Source organism: Methanobrevibacter sp. (assembly GCF_030539665.1).
GTDB lineage: Archaea > Methanobacteriota > Methanobacteria > Methanobacteriales > Methanobacteriaceae > Methanocatella.
Map to the genome: position 1 here is coordinate 230,385 of NZ_JAUNXR010000002.1, position 20,518 is coordinate 250,902.

Sequence of the window (20,518 nt, forward strand, 5' to 3'; positions counted from 1 at the left end):
TTTTTTAACTTTTTTAGATTTGAATGGAAAATCAATTTGAATGTCCTGAATGCGGAACTGTTTTTGAAGAAGGACAGACTGAATGCCTGGAATGTGGATATAAAATAAGAAATTACAAGTTAATTGCAGTTTTGGGTTACATTTTCTCCTTTTTATTCCCTATTGTTGGAATCTTTATTGGTTTTTATCTGCACGGCAAGCAACAGAAGAATGGAAAATATGTAGTTGTCCTTTCTTTGGTTATGCTTTTGATAATATTGCTTGTTCCTTGGGCTTCAGATATTAATCTCAATTATTACTATAGCTACAATTAAAAAAAAAGTTAGAATTAATCTAACTTTTATCATAATACGCCTTGGACCTGATTCCCACTAATGAAGAGAATATTGACACTACACACAGAACTGTACAAATTCCTGCAGCCAACTGACAGCTAAGCATTAGCAAATGATAATTAGCTGGAATAATAGGCACATTGCCCATAATATATGCAAATATTAGTGTAAACATTCCCATACTCAATGTTTGGCCTATAACTCTCATTGTAGCCACTGAAGCTGATGCGATTGGAGTATCCTTTGGATGGACAGATCCCATAATCGCATTTGTGTTTGGAGAGGAGAATAAACCGAAACCGAATCCCTGGAATGCCATTGCAACCATCAAGTAGATTAGAGGTGTTGTAGTATCCACAATTGAAATTAAAAATATTCCAAGAGCCCCGAAACCAATACCTACTGCAGACAATATTTGGGGATTAATCTTATCGGAGATTCTACCGGCAATAGGAGCCATTACAACCTGGAAAACCGGAGTTATTAATAATATCATTCCCGCCTGACTTGAATCTAGACCTCTGATATATTGCAGATAATAATTGATAATAGTTACAATTGCAAAAGTTGCCAAATAAGCACAAAGGGCCGCAAAGTTAGCTGATGAAAATTTGGAATTTTTAAACAGTCTTACGTCAAATACTGGAGCTTTTACTTTAATTTCAGTTACTACAAAAATAGCTATCAAGATCAGACCTACTACTGTCAAGATAACTCCTGTTGTTTCATTTAGCATTGTAAAACCAAATATAAAGAGAACTATTCCAACAGCATATAAAACAGAACCTTTTGTGTCAAGAGGTTTGTCTTTAAATGTAACCCATTCCTTGTTGATTTTTGTTATGAGCAATCCCAGACATAGGAATAAAAATGGAAGTGTTATGTAAAATATTGATCTCCAACCAAATGAGAAGTTTAAAAAACCTCCAATAACCGGTGAAAGCGAAGTAGCTAAATATACCCCTACAACAGTAAGACCAATAGCCTGACCTCTATCTTGTGGTTTGAATGCGGATACAACCATGGCCATTGCAGCAACGTTTAGAAAACCTGCACCTGCACCCTGAAATATTCTGCAAATCAAAAACATGTCTTTAGAAATGGAAAATACACATACAATCGAACTTATTATATACAAAACCATTCCAAATACCATTGTCTTCTTAAGACCAAACTTTCCTGAAATCTGCCCTGCAGGGACTGTTACTGCTGCAACTGACAGGAAGAACAACATGGTAACCCAATTCTGAACAATATTGCTCATGCCAAATTCAACAGCCAATGATGGGACTGAAATCATTACTGCTGATGAGAGAAATACTGTAAAGAATGAAGTTACGGCTGCTATGACCAAAACATATTTTTCAAAATTATCCATTTAATCATCCTCATTTAATTCTATGCTTTTTCTTGTTAATTTTTTAAAAGTATCAAAAAATTCATCGTTGATTTCATTTAATCCCATTTTCTCTTCCCAAGCAGAATTGATTTTTTTAAATTCTGGGATTAAATTTAAAGCTTTTTCAGTCAATTGCATTTTATATTGCCTTTTATCTTCAAGACCCTTGGATCGAATTATGAACCCTTTGTTTTCCAAATCCTTAATTGATTTGGCCACATATCCTTTTGTTAGGAAAAAAATATCAGCCAAATCTTTTTGAGATACGTTGGAAAACTTATCAATTCTAATCAAAAATAACATCTGAATGTAGTTCAAATCGTATTTTAAGACATTGTCATTCAGATATTTGTGAAGATTTTTATTAAAAATGAACAATTGACTTCCGAATGGTCCTTCAAACATGAAATCACTGACTTAAAATAATATTAACCCCATTTGGATCTTTAGTGAAGGCCAAAGTATTGTTTGGTGTTTGCTCAATGACTATCTCCAAATCAGGATTATCTTCCTTCATAATTTGCACTTCCCTTTTAACATCATTAACCTTGAAAACAATGCCAAAAAGACCTGTTTCTGGATTTTTCTCTTTAATAAGTTCAATACCTGCACCAGACTTGTCTTTGAGGAAAATAATAGTCTTGTCTGGCAAATTTAATTGATTTTCAATTTCAAATCCTAATGTTTTCTTATAAAAATTTAAACTCTCATCCATATCCTTAACAAGAATTGTAGTGTATTCTAATTGCATGAAAATTAATATCTTCCTATAAATATAAATAGTTTCCTATGAAACTAAATTCCATTGAAAAAAAAAAATAATGGATAAAAATTATCCACTATTATAATATCCTTTTGACCTGACCCCTATAATTGAAACAACAACAGAAATTATACAGACAACAGTACAGATTACTGCAGTTATTTGTGAACTTTGAATCAATAAATGATAATTTTCAGGAATAATCGGCACATTACCCATAACTATTGCAAAGACAAAGGTAAATATACCCATACTCATTGTCTGACCAACAACCCTCATTACTGAGTAAGATGCAGAAGCCATTGAAGTTTCTTTTTTAGGAACTGAACCCATAATCTCGTTTGTATTTGCAGGCGAGAACAGACCAAATCCTAAACCTAACAATATGAATGAAATTATAACCAGTACAAGAGATACCTCTTTTGAAAGGAATATAATCATTATAATTCCTACAGCACCAATAACTCCACCAATAGCGGCCAATATTTGCGGATTGATCTTATCGGACAAGGATCCTGAAATCGGAGACATGATGACCTGAAGAACTGGAGCTATAATCAAAAGCATTCCTGCTTCCTGTGAATTAAATCCCCTAATATACTGAAGATGGTAATTCATAATTGTGAATATTACAGACATTGCAAAATAGGCAGCCAATGCAGCCACATTTGAAGTTAAAAACTTAGGATTTTTAAATAATCCCACGTTGAACACAGGATGTTCTGTTTTAAGTTCCATAAATCCGAAGACCACCAATATAATCAAACCTGCAATTGCATAGATAATACCATCAGGTCTGTTTAAAGTTGTAAATCCAAATACGAATAGGAATATTCCGAATGAATATAAAATAATTCCTTTAATGTCAATAGGAACCCCTTCAAGAGTTTTCCATTCTTTTTTAATTTCAGTGAACAATAAAACTAAACAGAGTACTAAAAATGGAATTGTGAACAGGAAGATAGATCTCCATCCGAATGAATTATTTAAATATCCTGCAAATATTGGAGAAACAATAGCTGCCAAACAAATACCAATAGCATTGATACCTAAAGCTTTACCTCTCTCTTCTGGGCTAAATGCAGATACAAGCATTGCAGTAGCTGATACAGTGATAATACCGGAACCTGCACCTTGAATAATTCTTAAAATTAGGAACATATCCTGTGAAGTTGAAAACATGATAACTGTAGTAGTTATGATAAAAATAATCAAACCAATTATCATAGTCTTTTTAAGTCCATATTTACTAGAAATTTGTCCAACAGGGATTGTTACAACCGCTAGGGAAAGTAAGTAAATAGTACTAATCCAATTTTGAACAATATTACTCATTCCAAATTCACCAGCTAATGTTGGCACTGCCATCATAACTGCTGAAGATAAAAAAATTGCAAAAAATGCTGTTAATGTAGTTACAAATAAAACATAATTCTCTAGTCGAGAAGCCATAAATAATCATCCCCTAAATAAAGCATATAATCATCTCAGAGATAATATTTATAAAATAGTATAAAAAGGTTTTTATTATAAAAAGATTATTTATTTTTTAACTTGACCATAAGACCAGATTTGCGAGCATAATGGAACAAATAGAGTTGGACATAACCTGCATAATCACCAAATTCTTCCATTCCGAATTCCCTAACTTTAGGAACGCTAATGTCCTTTCCATCAAAAAACAAATGGGAAACAATCCTTTTAATCCAAACATCGGTTGGAAAAGCTTCTCTGAAATTATAGCCGTAAAGCAAAAGACAATCAGCAACTTTAGGTCCAACGCCAGGAATCATTTGAACAGTTTCAAATGCTTCATCGTAATTCATTTTTGAAATGTCCGAAAGGTCCATTTCAAGTGTAAAAAATTCGCTAGCTTTTTTTAAATAGGTAGAACGATAGCCGAAGCCGCAACTTTTTAGATTTTTGTTACAATTACCAATATCTAAAATATTATCAGAATAAGCGAATTCTTCTTCATCGTCCTCAAAGCAAGAATTAATAGTGTTTACATCAGGAAAGGAGTAAAATTCTCCTGAAGGATAAGAAATCTTCAAACCCCATTTTTCCTTAAGCATTTGAATTGATTTTGTCCATCTGGCAATAGAATTATTAGAAGATGAAATTGAAGATAGAATAGCCTCGAATTTATTTTTAGCAATGAATAATCTCAATCCATTGCAAAAACCACCCATATCATTAAGCTTCTCATGGTTGTCCAAATAGCTGTAAAATTTGCCTAGATTAAAATTTAAATCAAATATGGAGTTCAACTTATCCAATAAAACCTTGTCTGAAATATTAAAATCAGAATTTAAAGGATATTCATAATTAAAATCTAAAAAATTGTCCTTCTGAGAAACTTTAAATAAGACCGGCTTATTCTCAACAAAAACAATATCTTTAAACGCATTATTCTCAAATATCCAAGGAGGTTGGGAAGTTTGACCTGACAATTGGGTTAAATCAAGATCAATATTCTTTTCAATTAACATCTACAATCTCACTTTAACTCCGTTATCGCGCAAATATTCTTTAACTTCCAAAATAGGATATTCGTTGAAATGAAAAATACTGGCGGCCAATGCTGCACTAGCATCTGAAACTTCAAATGCTTCCAATATATGTTTAGGTTCTCCGACACCACCACTAGCAATTACTGGAATATCAACAGCATCATTAATGGCTTTTGTAAGATCCAAATCATATCCTGCTTTAGTTCCATCTCCATCCATACTAGTAAGCAATATTTCACCAGCACCCAAATCCTGACATTTAACTGCCCAATCGATTGCATCCATTCCAGTAAATTCACGACCCCCGTAAATACTGCAATCAAACCAGCAGAAACCCTTATCAGTTTCAATAACATTTTTGTCGGGAGCATCATTTGGGGAATCTACATATTTCCTTTTAGCGTCAATCCCTATTACAACAGCTTGAGAACCTACAACCTTAGATGCCTCTGTCAAAAGTTCAGGATTTTTGATAGCTGCAGTATTTGTAGAACATTTATCAGCACCTGCTTTAAGCATATTAATATAATCATCAACCTTCCTTATTCCACCACCAACACATATTGGAATAAAAACATTTTCAGTTAATCTTTTAATGACATCAGCCATGGTTTCCCTACGTTCATAAGAAGCTGTAATATCCAAAATTACAATTTCGTCAGCCCCCTCTTCATAGTAACGAGTAGCTAAGTCAACAGGATTACCTGCATATTTAATCTCTTTAAATTCAACACCCTTTACAACCCTTCCTTCAGGGACTTGTAAATCACAATCTAAACAAGGAATAATTCTTTTGGTTAACATTATATTGCCTAAAGTTAGTTAATTTTTAAAAAAAAGTAGAGTTAGAATATTTAAATTCTAAGCTGAATATCTTAATACAAAACAGAAAATAGCTAAAATTACAGTTATTACCACCACATGGTTTGGAGAAAGCTTTGGACCAACACTTTCTTCATCAAAGTATCTTACTAACCCAGCACCAGTTTGTGGCATACTCATTCCTTTATCTTTTTTTGCCATATTAATCTCCTTAAATCAATTATTTAAAAAACAATTATAAATATTTATTAATTTAATAATATATAAAGTTGGCTTTTTATATTTGACTAGATCTTTTCTTTTTTAAGAACTTGAATATTAGTTATCCTTGTATCAGGGTACTGTCCATCCTCATCCTTTTCTACAGCTTTGACCATGTCCCATATTGTAAGTAAAGCTACACTAACACCTGTTATCGCTTCCATTTCCACGCCAGTTTTTCCCCTCATATTTACAGAACAGATGGCCGTAATTTGGGTTTCTTCAACTTCAAAATCTATTTCAATGCCTGTTAGATTTAATGGGTGGCATAAAGGAATAATGGAAGAGGTGTTTTTAACTGCTTGAATACCTGCAATTTGAGCAGTGGTTAATACATTACCCTTTTTAATTTCTTCGTTTTGAATCATTGCTATAGTTTCTGGAGCCAAAACAATTTTCCCACTAGCTATAGCTTTTCTTTTCTGATCAATCTTGTCACCTACTTCCACCATGTGGACACCACTATCGGTTAGGTGTGTAAATTCTTTACTCATTTTAAAAACCTCTATTTCTCACTTACTTCCAATACATCTAATTGTTCACAAATAGCGCCTACACCAAGAATTTCACCTACATTAGGACGTGTTCTATCTTCATCCCCAGAAATCAATTCTTTAATATATAACCCTCCTTCTGTTTTAACAATCATTTCAAAAGTAGTATCGTCAATTGTATTTATTTTAACATCCTTCACATGCTTTACACGAACTTTATCGGCACGTCTTCTCAATACTCTCAATGGAGTTTGTTGTTTGATTTCATCCAAAAATTCCAAATCTTTTAATTTTTCGGAATCATATTCACGATCACATTTAACCAAAGCCTTGTAAACTTTAAATGTGTCTGGGGAAGACTGTTTGATTTCCCCTTTCCTATTTTTTTCTGTAAATTTAAGGTTGTGATATTGGGTCTTTCCCATATTTGCTTCATTTATTTCTTTTTCTAATTTTTCTAAATCAATTTTTCTAATTCTTGGTTCTTTGATTTCTAAAACAAATGGCCTTCCTGAGCCCAACATTAAAACATCAATATCTTCTCTTCCAGCACCATGAAATTTAGCTTCATAACCATTAGTAGCTTCCAATATTTTTTCGGAAAGCAGTTCCTCAACAGATTCAGGATACTGTTTTCCAGTGCCGTTGCAGGCTTCACAGCCTTTCCCCTTACATTTGCTGCAGGGCCATTTTGTTTGTGGAATCCCACGAATTAGCTTATTATACTTGCCTTCAATGTAAATAGGATTTAGTTGCAATCTGGCTTTAGGCTTGTTTCTTAAATCCACATTTACAACAATATCCTGTTTAAAGGAATTTACTTCCTTATTTAAAGATCTGGCCAATTCATCACCTATTATTCTATTCAATTCTTTTTTAATAGATTCTGAATTCAGGTCCAATTCCTGAGAAAGCTCATCATCCCTTTGTTTTATGTCTTTGCTAATTGTAGTTCCAACCATAAATGTATCAAATTCAACACCTAAATGGTCAATTTTATTATAAACTCTGCCGTAGAGATAATCGTCAACCTTGTCAAAGATATTTTCGCAAACAACACAATCATCTTCAGACAGATTCAGTTCTAAAATATCCAGAACATCATTTGCAATCTTAACACTGTCATTCTCTTTAACAAGTGTGGAAAGTTTTCTGCCAAAGCAATGTTTGCAAATATTTCCATTAGTTTTATCTAAAATCTCTTTAGCTTTTGTAATTACTAACTGATCCATAATATCAAAACTATCTCATAAATTGACCCATCATACGATTCATAGCACCACTTCCAAGTCTGCCACGTCTTCCCATACCTTTCATTGCCTTTTTGGTATTGTTGTAGTATTTGAGAAGCTCTTTTACTTCAGACTCCTCAACTCCTGCACCTCTAGCTATTCTTTTAATACGGGATTGTTTAATCAGTTTAGGATTGTCCATTTCCTTTTGAGTCATTGAAGACATCATTATCTTATATGTCTCAATTTTGTCTTCGGTCATTTTAGAAGCTTCTTTTGGTATCTTACCACCAAGGCCAGGAATCATATTCAGAACTTGTTGCATCGGACCCATATTATTCATCATCTCAAACTGATTTCTGACATCGGTTAAGGTAAATTTACCGCTCATCATGTTTTCCATGGTCTTTGATGCAATATCCTCATCAATATTTTCTTCAGCTTTCTCGATTAATGTTTGAATATCACCCATTCCAAGCAATCTGGAGATGAACCTTTCAGGATCAAACAGTTCGAAATCATCAATTCTTTCACCGGTACCGATGAATTTGATTGGTGCGCCGGTTTCAGCAACAGCTGACAATGCGCCCCCTCCTTTTGCTGAACCGTCAAGTTTTGTTATGATGATTGAACCAATATCTGTAGCTTGGGAGAATGCCTTTGCCTGTTCACCTGCTTGCTGACCAATGGTTCCGTCAATGACAAGCATAGCTTCAGTAGGTTGAATAATATTATCCAATTCATCCATTTCTGCAATTAAATCTGATTCTTCCTTATGTCTTCCTGCAGTATCGAAAATGATGACCTTTTTGTTTTTAAACTCTTTTAAACCCTTTTCAGCCAAATCCAATGCATCCTTATTTTCAGGATCACCATATAAGGGGATTTGCATTTCCTCAGTCAATTGCCTTAACTGTTCATATGCTGCAGGCCTCCATGTGTCTGTACAAACAACAGCAGGGTTGAAACCTTTCTTTTGAAGATATCTGCACATCTTACCTATTGTGGTAGTTTTACCACTACCCTGAAGACCTAAAAGTAAAATCTTATAAGGCTTTTGATTAATGTCAAGGCCAACTGCATCCTTTCCAAGAAGGTTAACCATCTCTTCATAAATAATTGTTATTACATGTTCTCTTGGAGTGATTCCCTTTGGAGGTTCTTCTTCAAGAGCTCTTTTTTCTATTTTTTTTGATAAATCCAATACTAATGCAATGTTAACGTCTGATTGAATTAAAGCACGTTGAATTTCTTTTACAACCTCTTTAATAGTTTTTTTATCGATGACAGACATTCCCACCAATTTTTTCATTGTATTAGTAAGATTTTCACCTAAACTTCCAAGCATTTTATCACATTAAAATTGTAATTAGAAAAATTATATAATTTATATATTAAATAATATATTTAATTAATAACTTTAATAATTTTGGTGCGAAGAATGTTAGAAAAAACAATAGAATCATTGAAAAACTCACCTATTGTAAAGAAAGGTGAATATAATTATTTTGTTAACCCCATAAGTGATGGAGTTCCTGCAATGGAACCTGAAATATTAAATGAATTAACTGATGTTATAATAGAAAAATTAGATTTGGATATTGATAAGATTGTTGCAGTAGAAGCTATGGGAATCCATTTAGCAACTGCACTTTCCTTAGCTACTGGAATACCTTTTATTGTAATCAGGAAAAGACAATATGGCCTTCCAGGAGAAAAGCAAGTATATCAAGAGACAGGTTATGGCTCATCAAACCTTTACATTAACGGACTAGAGGAAGGAGAAAAAATACTTTTAATAGATGATGTTGTAAGTACTGGAGGAACCTTAATTTCATTATTGACTGCATTGAAAGACATAAAGGTTGATATTAAAGAAACAGTGGCCATAATAGACAAAGGAGAAGGCAAGTCAATTGTAGAAGAAGAAACAGGAGTTCCTATATTTTCCATTGTGAAACTTGATGTGATTGATGGGAAAGTGGTTATTGAATCAACAATCGTGGATTAAAATGTCATTATATAATATGGATTTGGAGAGAGTTATTGGAAAAATTAACTCTAAGAATGCAAAAATCGTAGGCCTCCAATTTCCTGAAGGCCTTAAAATGCAGGCAACACAAATAGCCAATATCATAGAGGCTCAGACAGAAGCTACCGTCATCATTTCAGCAGACCCATGTTTTGGAGCATGCGATGTTACAGATTCAAAAATGAAAGATTTTGTTGATTTGATAATTCATTACGGGCATACTCCGTTGCCTTTAAAATATGAAGTGCCGGTTTATTTTGTTGAAGCGTTCTCGAACATTGACATAAAGCCCATACTGAACGCATCCATGGATAAGCTTAAGGAATATACGAAAATCGGCCTTGTGACCACCACACAACATTTGAATAGATTAAATGAGATTAAGGACTTTCTAGAAGATAATGGAAAGGAAGTGGTTCTTGGATCATCAAAAAATACAAGAAGAGGACAAGTATTGGGATGTAACTTCTCATCGATTAAGGGCCTTGACGCTGAAGTCTACTTATTTATTGGAAGCGGAAGCTTTCACCCATTAGGCATACATTTATTCACCAAAGAAAAGGTATTGGCACTTGACCCTTACAACAATGAAATAAGGGAAATGGATGAATTTGCAGATAGAATTCTTAGAATAAGATTTGCAAGAATAACAAAAGCCAAAAGCGCTAGAAAATGGGGAATTATAGTATCATCAAAAGAAGGGCAATATAGAATGAAATTAGCTATGGACATTAAAAAAGAATTGCAGGATGCAGGAATGGAAGCTCACATCCTTCTTTTAGACAATATAAATCCTGATGCTCTTTTACCATATCTTGATTTGGATGCATTTGTAGTAACTGCCTGTCCAAGAATAGCTATTGACGATTCGCAAATGTATAAAAAGCCAGTGATAACCCCACAAGAACTTGAAATAGTATTGAATAAACGAAAATGGGAAAACTATCAATTAGATGAAATCCTATTTCATGAAAGATATGATAAATAAATATATATAGATACTTCAACAAAATTATAATATTAAATTAAATTTCTTATTTAAGTGATAAAATGAAAGTAAAAAACGGAGAATTTGTAATGCCTGGAGATAAGCTCGGAATTATTGAGCAGTTCATACCGGGAAAAGGAACCTATGACAATGATGGGGATATTGAATCAACCGTTTTGGGTAATGTGAATATAAACTCTAAAATGAAAACTATCTCCGTTGAACCAAAATCAGGAAGTCCAGCTACATTAGAGGTTGGAGATAAAATATATGGTCAAATTACTGATGTTAAACCTCAAAGAGCTAATGTGAAAATAGACAGATTAGTAGACACTCAAAGAGATTTATCCCTCCCATATATGGGTTCAATACATATATCCAAAGCAAAAGAAGGATATCTAGATAAAATTTCAGATGCTTTTAGAATTGGAGATATTATAAAAGCAGAAGTTGTTAAAATTACAGGAGATAATGTAGATTTAAGCACAGTTAGTGATGATTGTGGTGTATTAAAAGCTATGTGTACTCGTTGTAGAGGATATATGGCAACTACAGAAAAGAAAAATGAACTTCAATGTAAAAGATGTAATAGAAAAGAAAAAAGAGAAGTTTCAAATGAATATGTAAATATATAGGATTGATATGATGAGCGGCGAAATTACAGAAATTGGCAACACCAACATTGAAATTATTGAAGATAAAACCTTAGAACTTACATTTATTGTACATGGCGAAAGTCATGGTATTTGTAATGCTCTTAGACATAATTTGATGAAAAATCCTGATGTGGAATATGCTGTTTACAATATTGACCATCCTCTTACTGGAGAACCTGAAATGACCATAAAAACCAAAAGAGGAAAAAGACCTAGAATAGTTTTAAAACAAGCAGCAGAAGAACTTTTAGAAGAAACTGATGAATTGAAAAAACTTATTGAAGACAATATGTAACTCTTCAATAATCTATTTTTAATGGATATAATGAATAAATATAAAACTCCATCGTTAACTGCAGATATTTTTATATATAATGATAAAGAGGAGTTTATTCTAATAAAAAGAAAAAACGAACCATTTAAAAATTATTGGGCATTGCCTGGGGGTTTCGTGGATTATGGTGAAACTGTTGAAAATGCAGCAATTCGCGAAGCAAAAGAAGAAACCAGCATAGATGTAGAATTGCAACAATTGATAAATGTTTATTCTAATCCCAATAGAGATAGTAGAAGACATACTGTGACCGTGGCCTATACTGCTATCGGGAATTTTAATGATGCAAAGGCAGCTGATGATGCGGCAGATATTAAAATATTCAGGTTTGATGAAATAGAAAATATAGATTTGGCTTTTGATCATAAAAAGATAATTAAAGATGCTTTAAAGTTAATGAGAATACAATAGGATAACGATGGATTAAATATAATTTATTTAAATAATGAATATCATATTAATACTATTGAATATATTGATGGAGGACTATAAATGGAGTTTTGTCCAGAATGTGGAGGAATTTTACTCCCAAACGGTGATAAAATTACATGTGGAACATGTGGTTATGAGAAAGATTTAGCTGGTAAGGAAGACAATTACAAACAAAAAGAAGAAATCCAAGCTAAAGAAACAATTATAATGAAAGGTGAGGACATTAATACCCTTCCAACAACTACAGTAGAATGTCCAAAATGTGGACACGATAAAGCAGCATGGTGGCTTCAACAAACACGTAGTGCAGATGAAGCCGAAACTCGTTTTTTAAAATGTTTAGAGTGCAGCCATACTTGGAGAGAATATGATTAAGTTTATTTGATTAATATTGGAGGTTGAATATGAAGGATTCCAAAGAAAAAGAGCATAGAATTTCAAATTTGAAAAATATGTTAGATAACATTTCAGAAAATGATGAATATGCTCAAGATTCTTTTGAAGAGGCAAATATCTACAAAGAATTTGAAGACGCATCAGATGACGATTATGAAATCGTAGATGCTGAAGAAATGATAAATACCTTAAGTAAAGATTATAACAAATATCCTAAGGAAGAATTAAAATTGGACAAAGAATTCATCTTTAAACCAAATATTGATTCCAATATTATTGATGAAACCTCTGATGACAATGAAATTGATGAAGACTTCATAATCAAAACCAAATTAGAAGACAGCGAATTTCCTAATGAAGATTCTAGAATTTTTGAATTTGAAAATGAACCTGACTACTCTTATGAAGATGATGACTTTGTAAGTGAGAAATTTGATAGCTTATTAAATAAAAAAATTGCAGGACACTCAATATTTGCAATTGGTGGGCTAGTACTTGGAATCATATTCATTTTAATATCACTATTCCTTTTCAGTGCATCAACACAAAGAATAATAGACAATGTATCCTCTGGAGAAGTTAATACAAGTGCAGTAGGATTTATTCTTGTAGGAATATTCCTTATTATTATTTCAGTTTATAAATTAAAAGCAATCAATACACCATTTGGTGGAGTTGTGGACTCAATAAAAAATGTCGAAAATGATAAAGAACCTGACTTTAAGGAAGATTCGAAAAAAGAAGATGTTGCTGAACCAAAACCTCTTGCTAATGACAATAAAGAAGTAAAAAAAATAGGTGAATTCGACATTAGCGAATTTAAAAACAAAATTGAAAAATCTACTCCAGAGCTTGATGGAGTAACCCACATTACTGAAAAAAGAACAGATGTTAAAATAGAAACTCCTTCTGAAACTGAAATTCAAACATCTGATGCAGAAGAAGACATAACAGATGAAAGAATTGAAGAAATAGAGTATGAAAAAGCTCTATTGGATAATGAATCTATTGATGATATTTTTGCAGATATGGAGGACATTGAAGAAGTCCCAATAATTTCAATTGATTCAAAAGACAAATAACTAACTTATTTTCTTAAATTATTTTTGGGCCTGTAGTCTAGTCAGGAATGACGTAGGACTTCGGATCCTAAGGTCGGGGGTTCAAATCCCTCCAGGTCCGTTAATCTTTTAATCTTACAACCGCCTCTTTGAAAAAATCAGGAACCAATGATTTGTAAAGAGGACTCTTAAATAAGATATTAATGTCACTATCTAAGATGTATGTATAACATGAATCATCCTCTGCACGCATACCTCTTCCGTAAGCTTGCATTAATGTCATTACTGTTTTATAGGCATACCATCTTTTATCTCTTTTTTGACGCATATTGACTTGTAAATCTCCAAGATATGGGAATGGAACCTTGTAGATAATTTGGAATCTACATTTATCATATGGAAGATCAACTCCTTCACTCATTGATGGTGAAACTAGTACCAGAGGATTTTCATCCTTTTCAAAATACTCCAAAACAGCTTCACGATTATTAGGAGTATGAGCTATTAAACGTGAATTATTGAAGTGTTTATTGATATATTGTTGACACTTGTAACTATTTGTATGAATAAGACCCTTATCATATCTATGTTTTTTAAGAATTTTCTCCAAAATAGGAATAGTTTTAGGAGCTGTTTGTTTAATTCTATTTTTTGACATTTTTCCAGCCAAATCCAAAATGATTGGTCTTTTTTCACGTTCGAAAGGACTGTCTACCTTTATTTGATAAATTTCATTAGGATTTATACCTAACCATTTTGCAAATAATTTATGAGACAAAATTGTTGCACTCATGAAAATAACCACGTCACCATACTGCAAAAGATTACTTTTAGCATAATGATGAACCTTTAACGGTTTAAATGAAACGCCATTTTCATTTGTGTCAATAACCCAATTTTTAGGCTCATTTTTAAGATTATTTGAAAGCTTATTCAATCTTCCAATCATTGATTCTATTTTGTCCGCTTTACTAGCTGACAACTCTTTAGTATCAATTTCATCATAATGATCAGCTATGGCTTCAACTTCAAGAATCCAATCTTCCACTTCACCATCTTTAAGAGTTTGTTTGGAAATAGCTTTGTTAATGTCTTTTTCTAAGATATGATTATATAAGTTAACCTCTAAAGAACCCATTAACTTATTTTCAATATTATGTGCCTCATCAAGAATTAATAAAGAACGTTTCCTGAAATGTTTAACATAATTTAATTCAGCCAAAGCATAATCATAATTCATGATAGTTATTGGAGAATTGATTGCATTTGCCTTCTGTTCCCAATAATGACAATGATCCGGAGATTGGTAAAAAATAGAACCTCCATAAGAGTCAAAAGCAAATTCCCCATCTAAAGTTGGATTTGCAGCCACACCATAAGGACAGACAAATTTAGCTGATCTTGGAGTAGATTTACAAGTACCCATATCGCAAGTAGAATCCAATTGGTCATTTAAACAAGCAAAATTGCTCCTTCCTTTAACCAATGGAAATTCAAACTCATTAGAATACTGTTTTTGAAGCTGTTTGGTCATTGTCAAAATATAAGCAGATTCATATATTTTAGCAAGAGTTGTAGCTATTGCAGATTTTCCTGTTCCTGTTCCCGCTTCCAAAATAATATATTTATATCCTTTTCTAATTGCATCCAGAATATCTTGAATGATATTTAACTGACCAGTTCTAGGCTCAGGAAATGGAAAATTCTCAATGATTTCATCATCAATATAAGAATATTGTTTTTTAAGCCCATCTATAATATCCTGATCCAATCGATGTTCATCAATAGAATAAACCTCCGGAATTTCGTCATCCACAACTACACTTGAAGGTTTTTTTGTTTGGAAACTAAATAAATTCGTATTTCCATTAGAATTTGAACTAGATTTATCAGCATTATAATTTTTTAGTGAACTAGATTTGCTAGTTCCACATTGACAATTGGATTTTAACATACCACAATTTGGACAAAATATAGAATCAGACATCAAACAATATATTAATTTATTATAATATAAATAAATTATAGAAGTGCATAAGAAAACAAATATTAAAAAATTCAAATATGAAAATGTGATTATATGAGTGAAAAAGGCAAATTATATGGAATAGGTGTAGGTCCTGGAGATGTGGAATTATTAACTTTAAAAGCTGCTAGAATACTTAAAACAGTTCCAGTAATCTGTTCACCAAAATCAGCAAAAGAAAAGGACAGCATTGCATTATCAATTGTTGAACCAATAATTGATGAAAGAGAAGACAGCAACAAAGTAATGCTTGTAGAACCTATTTTTCCGATGATTGAAAATGATGAGCAGTTAGAAAAAGTTTGGGACAGTGCAGCTGAATTAATAGCACACTATCTAGATAGTGGTAGGGACGTTGCATTTGTTACATTAGGTGACCCATCTGTATTCTCAACATTTTCATATGTGCAAAAAAGATTAAAAGAAAAATATGAAGTGGAAGTAATTCCTGGAATTACAGCATTTACTGCATGTGCAGCAGCGTGTGAAATTCCCATTGTTGAGAAAAACCAAGTATTAACCATTGTTCCAAAAATTGATGACAGACTAGAAGAAATAATGAATTATAGTGACTCCATTGTTCTTATGAAAGCTTCTAGAAATACAAAAGAATTGGAAGAGTTAATAGAATCAAAAAATAAAGAAAAAATAATCTGTTCTGTAGAAAATTGTACTCGTGAAAATGAGAAAATAATTGATGGTTTTTCTGAAGATAAACCATACTTAACTACAACTTTAATTAAATTTACAGAATAACCTTATTTACCTAAAGCTTCGATTTCAAATGTGCACATTTCATCTCCCATTGTGTAACATTTGATTTCAGTTACTTTTACAGGCATGTCAAAGTATAGGCTAAACAAGGATTCGAAAATTCCTGCATCCAAATAGCAAATTGGTCTACCAGTTCTTGGAAGACATTTACACTCAAAACAATCTTTAGTAGAAATCTTTATAATTTGGCCTAGTTCAGATGTTAAAATTCCAAGGCCCTTATTTTCCCAATATTGAGATATGTTATCAATAAAATCATCTAAGTTCTTAGAATATAATTCTTCAAACAAGTTGGAACCTATTTTTTTCCCAGTATTGTTTAAAATAGGATCAATATTTACTCCTTCTTTGATTAACATTGATCTGAAAGTTTGATATAATAAAGTAGAAAATGGCTCATCAGAGGCAATTAGCTCTTTAATAAAAACATTTACATTCTCATCCTCAACTCTACTACTGGAAACATCCATAGACCCCAAATATTCGGAATTCAAATAAAAAATCTTCTTTCTATTATCATTTGAATCAATCTTATAAGAAATTATATTTTCTTCCCTTAAAGATTTTAAATGGACAGAAATGGTAGATTTAGATTTTCCAGTATTTCTAACAATCTCCTCAAATTCCATCTCATTATTTCTCAACATTTCCAAGATAGTCAATTTTACTGGACTTTTAACAACATTAATTCCTATATTTCCTTGTTTATTAGAGAAAAATTGAACAGGTTTTAGATTAGTAATGTTTACACCTACTTTTATTGATAAATAATATATGTAAAAAGAATATTAAATAATTAACTATATTTATTTTTTTAAAAAAATCCAATAGAATTAGCCATACCTTTAAAAACAAGATTTAAAATAAAAATGACTAAATTATTGTTAAATTAAAACTATAATGAAAAATCTAACACTATAAATCTTTTATTTTTGATATGGAAAGTTTAGAATTAAAATTAAACTGTTCGTACAAAACAAAATTATATATATGACATCAAAACAACAATAGTTATAAACAATTAATAAGATTGTTTAATTAAAATTTTTAAAGGTAATATGATGAAAGCAAATGCCCAAAAAATAGGCGAAGGCGTATATTGGATTGGTGTGCTCGACTGGGACTTAAGAAGTTACCACGGATACACCTTAGACGGAACAACTTACAATGCATTTCTCATTTTCGGTGACGAGCATGTAGCATTAATTGACAATGCATACCCTGGAAAAACCGCAGAAATGATGGCTCGTATCGAAGATGCATTCGAACAAGAAGGAAGAGATGAAGTAATTGTTGATTACATTATTCAAAACCATGTTGAATTAGATCACAGTGGTGTCCTCGTAGATTTACATAAAAGATTCCCAGAAGCACCAATTTACTGTTCAAAAATTGCTGTTGACGGACTCTTAAATCATTATCCTGCACTTGAAGGCGCAGATTTCATAACTGTTGGAACTGGTGATACTTTAGAATTTGATGGAAGAACTTTAGCATTCCTCGATGCATTTTTATTACATTGGCCGGACAGCATGTTTACATTACTTGTTGAAGATGGAATTTTATTCCCAAATGATGCTTTTGGTCAACACTTATGTTACAACAAAAGATTCGATACTGACATCCCAGAATATGTATTAATGGATGCAACTCAAAAATTCTATGCTAACTTAATTACACCACTTTCAAAACTTGTTCTTAAAAAATTCCAAGAAGTTATTGATCTTGGATTACTTGAAGGTATTAAAATGATTGCACCATCACACGGTCAAATTTGGACCGACCCTATGAAAGTAATTGACGCTTATACCAAATGGGCAACCGGTGAGTGCGAAGACAAAATCACAATTATCTACGATACCATGCATTACTCCACACAAGCAATGGCACACGAAATTGCTGAAGGAGTAATAGCTGCTGGATACGACGTTGAAATGTACTTCTTACACGAAGATGAAAGAAGTGAAATCGTGAAAAGTATTTTAACCAGTAAAGGAATCGCATTAGGTGACCCTACCATTAACGATGTACCATTCCCAAGTGTTGGAGACATCTTATTATACTTAAAAGGTCTCAGATTTGACAGAACAGGCATTGAAAGAAAAGCTATAACCTTCGGTTCCATGGGTGGAAAAGGAGGAGCTCCTGAAGAACTTGCAAAAGCTCTTGATGAATATGGATTCAGTGTAATAGACAGTCAAGAAATTAAATTCAGACCAAATGAAAGTGACAATACCACTAGCTTTGACTTAGGTAAAAAATTAGTTGAAGCATGTAAAAAATTATAGATAATTTATATAATTGAAATAACAAAAATATTAATATTAATGGAGGTTAATAGAATGGCAATTAAATATGAACATAAAATTGGATCAACTAAAGGAACTGGTGTAGAAAAAGAAGTACAAAACAATTTCATGGGAGAAACCCAAGAAGTAGGTATGTACCTTGCAATGTCTAGACAAGCATCTAGAGCAGGTTACGGAGAATTAGCTGAAGTATTCAAAAGATTAGCTTGGGAAGAAGCAGAACACGCTGCTAGATTCTGTGAAATGAACGGTGTTATCGGAGACGACCTCAAAGCAAACATCGAAATGATGTTAGAAGGGGAAAGAATGGCAAACGCTGAAAAAAGAGAAGCTGCTGAAATCGCTGAAGCTGAAGGTCTCGAAGACGCTGCAACCTTCTTTATGGAAAGTTCCAAAGACGAAGGTCGTCACTACAAAATCTTAGAAGGAATCTTAGAAAGATACTTCTAAATAAAATAAAAAGAAAGATTTATTCTTTCTTAATTATTTACTTTTTCTTATTTTAAAAATAACTAAAAAAAAAAATAAGTTTCTATAAGAAACTATAAATAATACTTACAACTATAATAATGGCCAATATAATTGAAACTGCTTTTACGATTGGCTTATATGTTTCTTCTTTCAATTTATAGCTTAGAAGAATTTCAAACATGTGTCCGCCATCCAATGGTTTTAATGGAAGTAAATTAAATAATCCAATTCCAATATTCAATATAAAAATCCATTGGAATAGCTCAGCTACTGAAAACCAAATCCAAGGAAGTTGATTCCCCCATACGGCTGAGACATCTTTGTTTAATTCATAGTGTTTAGTTGCTTGAATTCCAATATATCCTCTAGTATCATTTGATGGATTTTTATCAAGATTAATCACATATTCTCCCTGATCAGTTACAATAGAAAGATTTTGATGGGGAGTTGTATTGGCAACTATATTTAAATATTCGTTGGAAGAACCTACAGATTTATTGTCAATTGACTCGATAATCATTCCTTCCTTTAAAACCTTATCTGCAGGGGAACCTTCAATTACTCTTGATATTGAAATACCGTCCTCTGAAAACTCGTTCGGGATTATCATTGTTGATACGGCAGAACAAATCAATATCGCAATAAGTGCCAATGTAATGTTTGCCATTGAACCTGCAGTATAAACTCTTAAACGTGCTAATCTGCTTGCTTCTTTTAATTCTTCTTCATCGGGCTCTACAAATGCTCCTGGAAGAACAGCGAATAATAATAAACCGATTGATTTAATGTTGATTTTTTCAACTCTGGCCAAAATACCATGTGAAAATTCATGGACGATTATAACGGTTGCAAGACCTATTAATCCATAGCTAAATGGAACATATATTGTCGAACCGGGCATGTCCACACCAGGCAGAACAATTGAAACTTGAGGTGCCTCAACAATGGTGGATAAGGATTGAATCAGAGTATATGTCATTAAGACCATGGCCCCATAACAGATTATCAGCCCAATTGTCATGAACCATTTCCAAAATTTTGGAGAAAGATTCGCAATTCCGTTAATAAATCCTCTCAGCCTTTTTGTTTTCCACATTATGACTGGAAATTCAATTTCAAATCCATGATTGGTAAGTTGCTTTTTAAATGTTAAAGACAATATCCAGATTAAGATGAAAGCTATAACATAATACCAAATACCATTCATTAAAACACTACCT

The 20,518-nt window shown here is 32.4% G+C and carries 24 protein-coding genes and 1 tRNA gene; 12 read left to right on the top strand and 13 right to left on the bottom strand.

Annotation, left to right across the window (positions count from 1 at the left end):
• Window positions 1-23 precede the first annotated feature (23 nt).
• Window positions 24-314 (top strand): hypothetical protein, encoded by a 291-nt coding sequence (locus Q4P18_RS03660; protein WP_303335710.1) that lies wholly within the window; start codon window positions 24-26, stop codon window positions 312-314.
• Window positions 315-333: 19 nt separating this feature from the next.
• Here the strand turns inward: Q4P18_RS03660 and Q4P18_RS03665 are convergent, their stop codons facing one another.
• From Q4P18_RS03665 to Q4P18_RS03710, 10 genes are all read right to left on the bottom strand, one after another.
• Window positions 334-1,713, bottom strand: a complete 1,380-nt coding sequence (locus Q4P18_RS03665; protein ID WP_303335712.1) for an MFS transporter — start codon at window positions 1,711-1,713, stop codon at window positions 334-336.
• A complete protein-coding gene (locus Q4P18_RS03670; protein ID WP_303335713.1) occupies window positions 1,714-2,139 on the bottom strand; it encodes a MarR family winged helix-turn-helix transcriptional regulator in 426 nt (141 codons plus the stop codon).
• A gap of 4 nt (window positions 2,140-2,143) precedes the next feature.
• Window positions 2,144-2,485 carry a VOC family protein gene (locus Q4P18_RS03675; RefSeq protein ID WP_303335716.1) on the bottom strand — a complete coding sequence of 114 codons (342 nt, stop codon included), beginning with the start codon at window positions 2,483-2,485 and terminating at the stop codon, window positions 2,144-2,146.
• Between the two features lie 81 nt (window positions 2,486-2,566).
• Window positions 2,567-3,949: an MFS transporter gene (locus Q4P18_RS03680; RefSeq protein WP_303335718.1), complete on the bottom strand. Its 1,383-nt coding sequence runs from the start codon at window positions 3,947-3,949 to the stop codon at window positions 2,567-2,569.
• 86 nt (window positions 3,950-4,035) lie between these two features.
• Window positions 4,036-4,989, bottom strand: a complete 954-nt coding sequence (locus tag Q4P18_RS03685; RefSeq protein ID WP_303335720.1) for a DNA glycosylase — start codon at window positions 4,987-4,989, stop codon at window positions 4,036-4,038.
• The gene (gene hisF, locus Q4P18_RS03690; protein ID WP_303335723.1) at window positions 4,990-5,814 is read right to left on the bottom strand and encodes an imidazole glycerol phosphate synthase subunit HisF; all 825 of its coding nucleotides are present in this window, start codon (window positions 5,812-5,814) and stop codon (window positions 4,990-4,992) included.
• Between the two features lie 57 nt (window positions 5,815-5,871).
• Window positions 5,872-6,033 carry a preprotein translocase subunit Sec61beta gene (locus Q4P18_RS03695; protein ID WP_303335726.1) on the bottom strand — a complete coding sequence of 54 codons (162 nt, stop codon included), beginning with the start codon at window positions 6,031-6,033 and terminating at the stop codon, window positions 5,872-5,874.
• Window positions 6,034-6,119: 86 nt separating this feature from the next.
• Window positions 6,120-6,587: a cyclic pyranopterin monophosphate synthase MoaC gene (gene moaC / locus Q4P18_RS03700; RefSeq protein ID WP_303335729.1), complete on the bottom strand. Its 468-nt coding sequence runs from the start codon at window positions 6,585-6,587 to the stop codon at window positions 6,120-6,122.
• Between the two features lie 11 nt (window positions 6,588-6,598).
• A complete protein-coding gene (locus Q4P18_RS03705) occupies window positions 6,599-7,819 on the bottom strand; it encodes a tRNA pseudouridine(54/55) synthase Pus10 (protein WP_303335731.1) in 1,221 nt (406 codons plus the stop codon).
• A gap of 10 nt (window positions 7,820-7,829) precedes the next feature.
• Window positions 7,830-9,167, bottom strand: coding sequence for a signal recognition particle protein Srp54 (locus Q4P18_RS03710; RefSeq protein ID WP_303335734.1), 1,338 nt, complete (start codon window positions 9,165-9,167; stop codon window positions 7,830-7,832).
• Between the two features lie 93 nt (window positions 9,168-9,260).
• Here Q4P18_RS03710 and hpt point away from each other — a divergent pair, with 93 nt between their 5' ends.
• The 8 genes from hpt (at window position 9,261) to Q4P18_RS03750 (ending at window position 13,839) form a co-directional block, all read left to right on the top strand.
• Window positions 9,261-9,830, top strand: coding sequence for a hypoxanthine/guanine phosphoribosyltransferase (gene hpt / locus Q4P18_RS03715; protein ID WP_303335737.1), 570 nt, complete (start codon window positions 9,261-9,263; stop codon window positions 9,828-9,830).
• A gap of 1 nt (window position 9,831) precedes the next feature.
• Window positions 9,832-10,839 (top strand): diphthamide biosynthesis enzyme Dph2, encoded by a 1,008-nt coding sequence (gene dph2 / locus Q4P18_RS03720; RefSeq protein WP_303335740.1) that lies wholly within the window; start codon window positions 9,832-9,834, stop codon window positions 10,837-10,839.
• A 62-nt stretch (window positions 10,840-10,901) separates the two neighbouring features.
• The gene (locus tag Q4P18_RS03725; RefSeq protein WP_303335743.1) at window positions 10,902-11,474 is read left to right on the top strand and encodes an exosome complex RNA-binding protein Csl4; all 573 of its coding nucleotides are present in this window, start codon (window positions 10,902-10,904) and stop codon (window positions 11,472-11,474) included.
• A 10-nt stretch (window positions 11,475-11,484) separates the two neighbouring features.
• The gene (locus tag Q4P18_RS03730) at window positions 11,485-11,790 is read left to right on the top strand and encodes a DNA-directed RNA polymerase subunit L (RefSeq protein WP_303335746.1); all 306 of its coding nucleotides are present in this window, start codon (window positions 11,485-11,487) and stop codon (window positions 11,788-11,790) included.
• 30 nt (window positions 11,791-11,820) lie between these two features.
• Entirely contained in the window at window positions 11,821-12,240 is a 420-nt protein-coding gene (locus Q4P18_RS03735; RefSeq protein WP_303335749.1) for an NUDIX hydrolase, read from the top strand.
• A gap of 81 nt (window positions 12,241-12,321) precedes the next feature.
• Window positions 12,322-12,636, top strand: a complete 315-nt coding sequence (locus Q4P18_RS03740; RefSeq protein WP_303335752.1) for a transcription factor S — start codon at window positions 12,322-12,324, stop codon at window positions 12,634-12,636.
• Between the two features lie 29 nt (window positions 12,637-12,665).
• Entirely contained in the window at window positions 12,666-13,739 is a 1,074-nt protein-coding gene (locus tag Q4P18_RS03745; RefSeq protein ID WP_303335755.1) for a topoisomerase IV, read from the top strand.
• Window positions 13,740-13,765: 26 nt separating this feature from the next.
• Window positions 13,766-13,839 (top strand) — tRNA-Arg (locus tag Q4P18_RS03750).
• Here Q4P18_RS03750 and Q4P18_RS03755 read toward each other — a convergent pair.
• Window positions 13,840-15,705 carry a helicase C-terminal domain-containing protein gene (locus tag Q4P18_RS03755; RefSeq protein ID WP_368660181.1) on the bottom strand — a complete coding sequence of 622 codons (1,866 nt, stop codon included), beginning with the start codon at window positions 15,703-15,705 and terminating at the stop codon, window positions 13,840-13,842. It abuts the tRNA gene before it with no gap.
• 93 nt (window positions 15,706-15,798) lie between these two features.
• Between Q4P18_RS03755 and cobI the strand changes: the two genes are divergently transcribed.
• Window positions 15,799-16,500, top strand: coding sequence for a precorrin-2 C(20)-methyltransferase (gene cobI, locus Q4P18_RS03760; RefSeq protein ID WP_303335760.1), 702 nt, complete (start codon window positions 15,799-15,801; stop codon window positions 16,498-16,500).
• Between the two features lie 2 nt (window positions 16,501-16,502).
• Here the strand turns inward: cobI and Q4P18_RS03765 are convergent, their stop codons facing one another.
• Window positions 16,503-17,294 (bottom strand): V4R domain-containing protein, encoded by a 792-nt coding sequence (locus tag Q4P18_RS03765; protein ID WP_368660186.1) that lies wholly within the window; start codon window positions 17,292-17,294, stop codon window positions 16,503-16,505.
• Between the two features lie 285 nt (window positions 17,295-17,579).
• Here Q4P18_RS03765 and Q4P18_RS03770 point away from each other — a divergent pair, with 285 nt between their 5' ends.
• Window positions 17,580-18,806 (top strand): FprA family A-type flavoprotein, encoded by a 1,227-nt coding sequence (locus tag Q4P18_RS03770; protein WP_303335763.1) that lies wholly within the window; start codon window positions 17,580-17,582, stop codon window positions 18,804-18,806.
• Window positions 18,807-18,860: 54 nt separating this feature from the next.
• Entirely contained in the window at window positions 18,861-19,277 is a 417-nt protein-coding gene (locus Q4P18_RS03775) for a ferritin family protein (protein ID WP_303335765.1), read from the top strand.
• 82 nt (window positions 19,278-19,359) lie between these two features.
• Here the strand turns inward: Q4P18_RS03775 and Q4P18_RS03780 are convergent, their stop codons facing one another.
• Window positions 19,360-20,505 carry a site-2 protease family protein gene (locus tag Q4P18_RS03780; protein ID WP_303335767.1) on the bottom strand — a complete coding sequence of 382 codons (1,146 nt, stop codon included), beginning with the start codon at window positions 20,503-20,505 and terminating at the stop codon, window positions 19,360-19,362.
• Window positions 20,506-20,518: the final 13 nt, after the last annotated feature.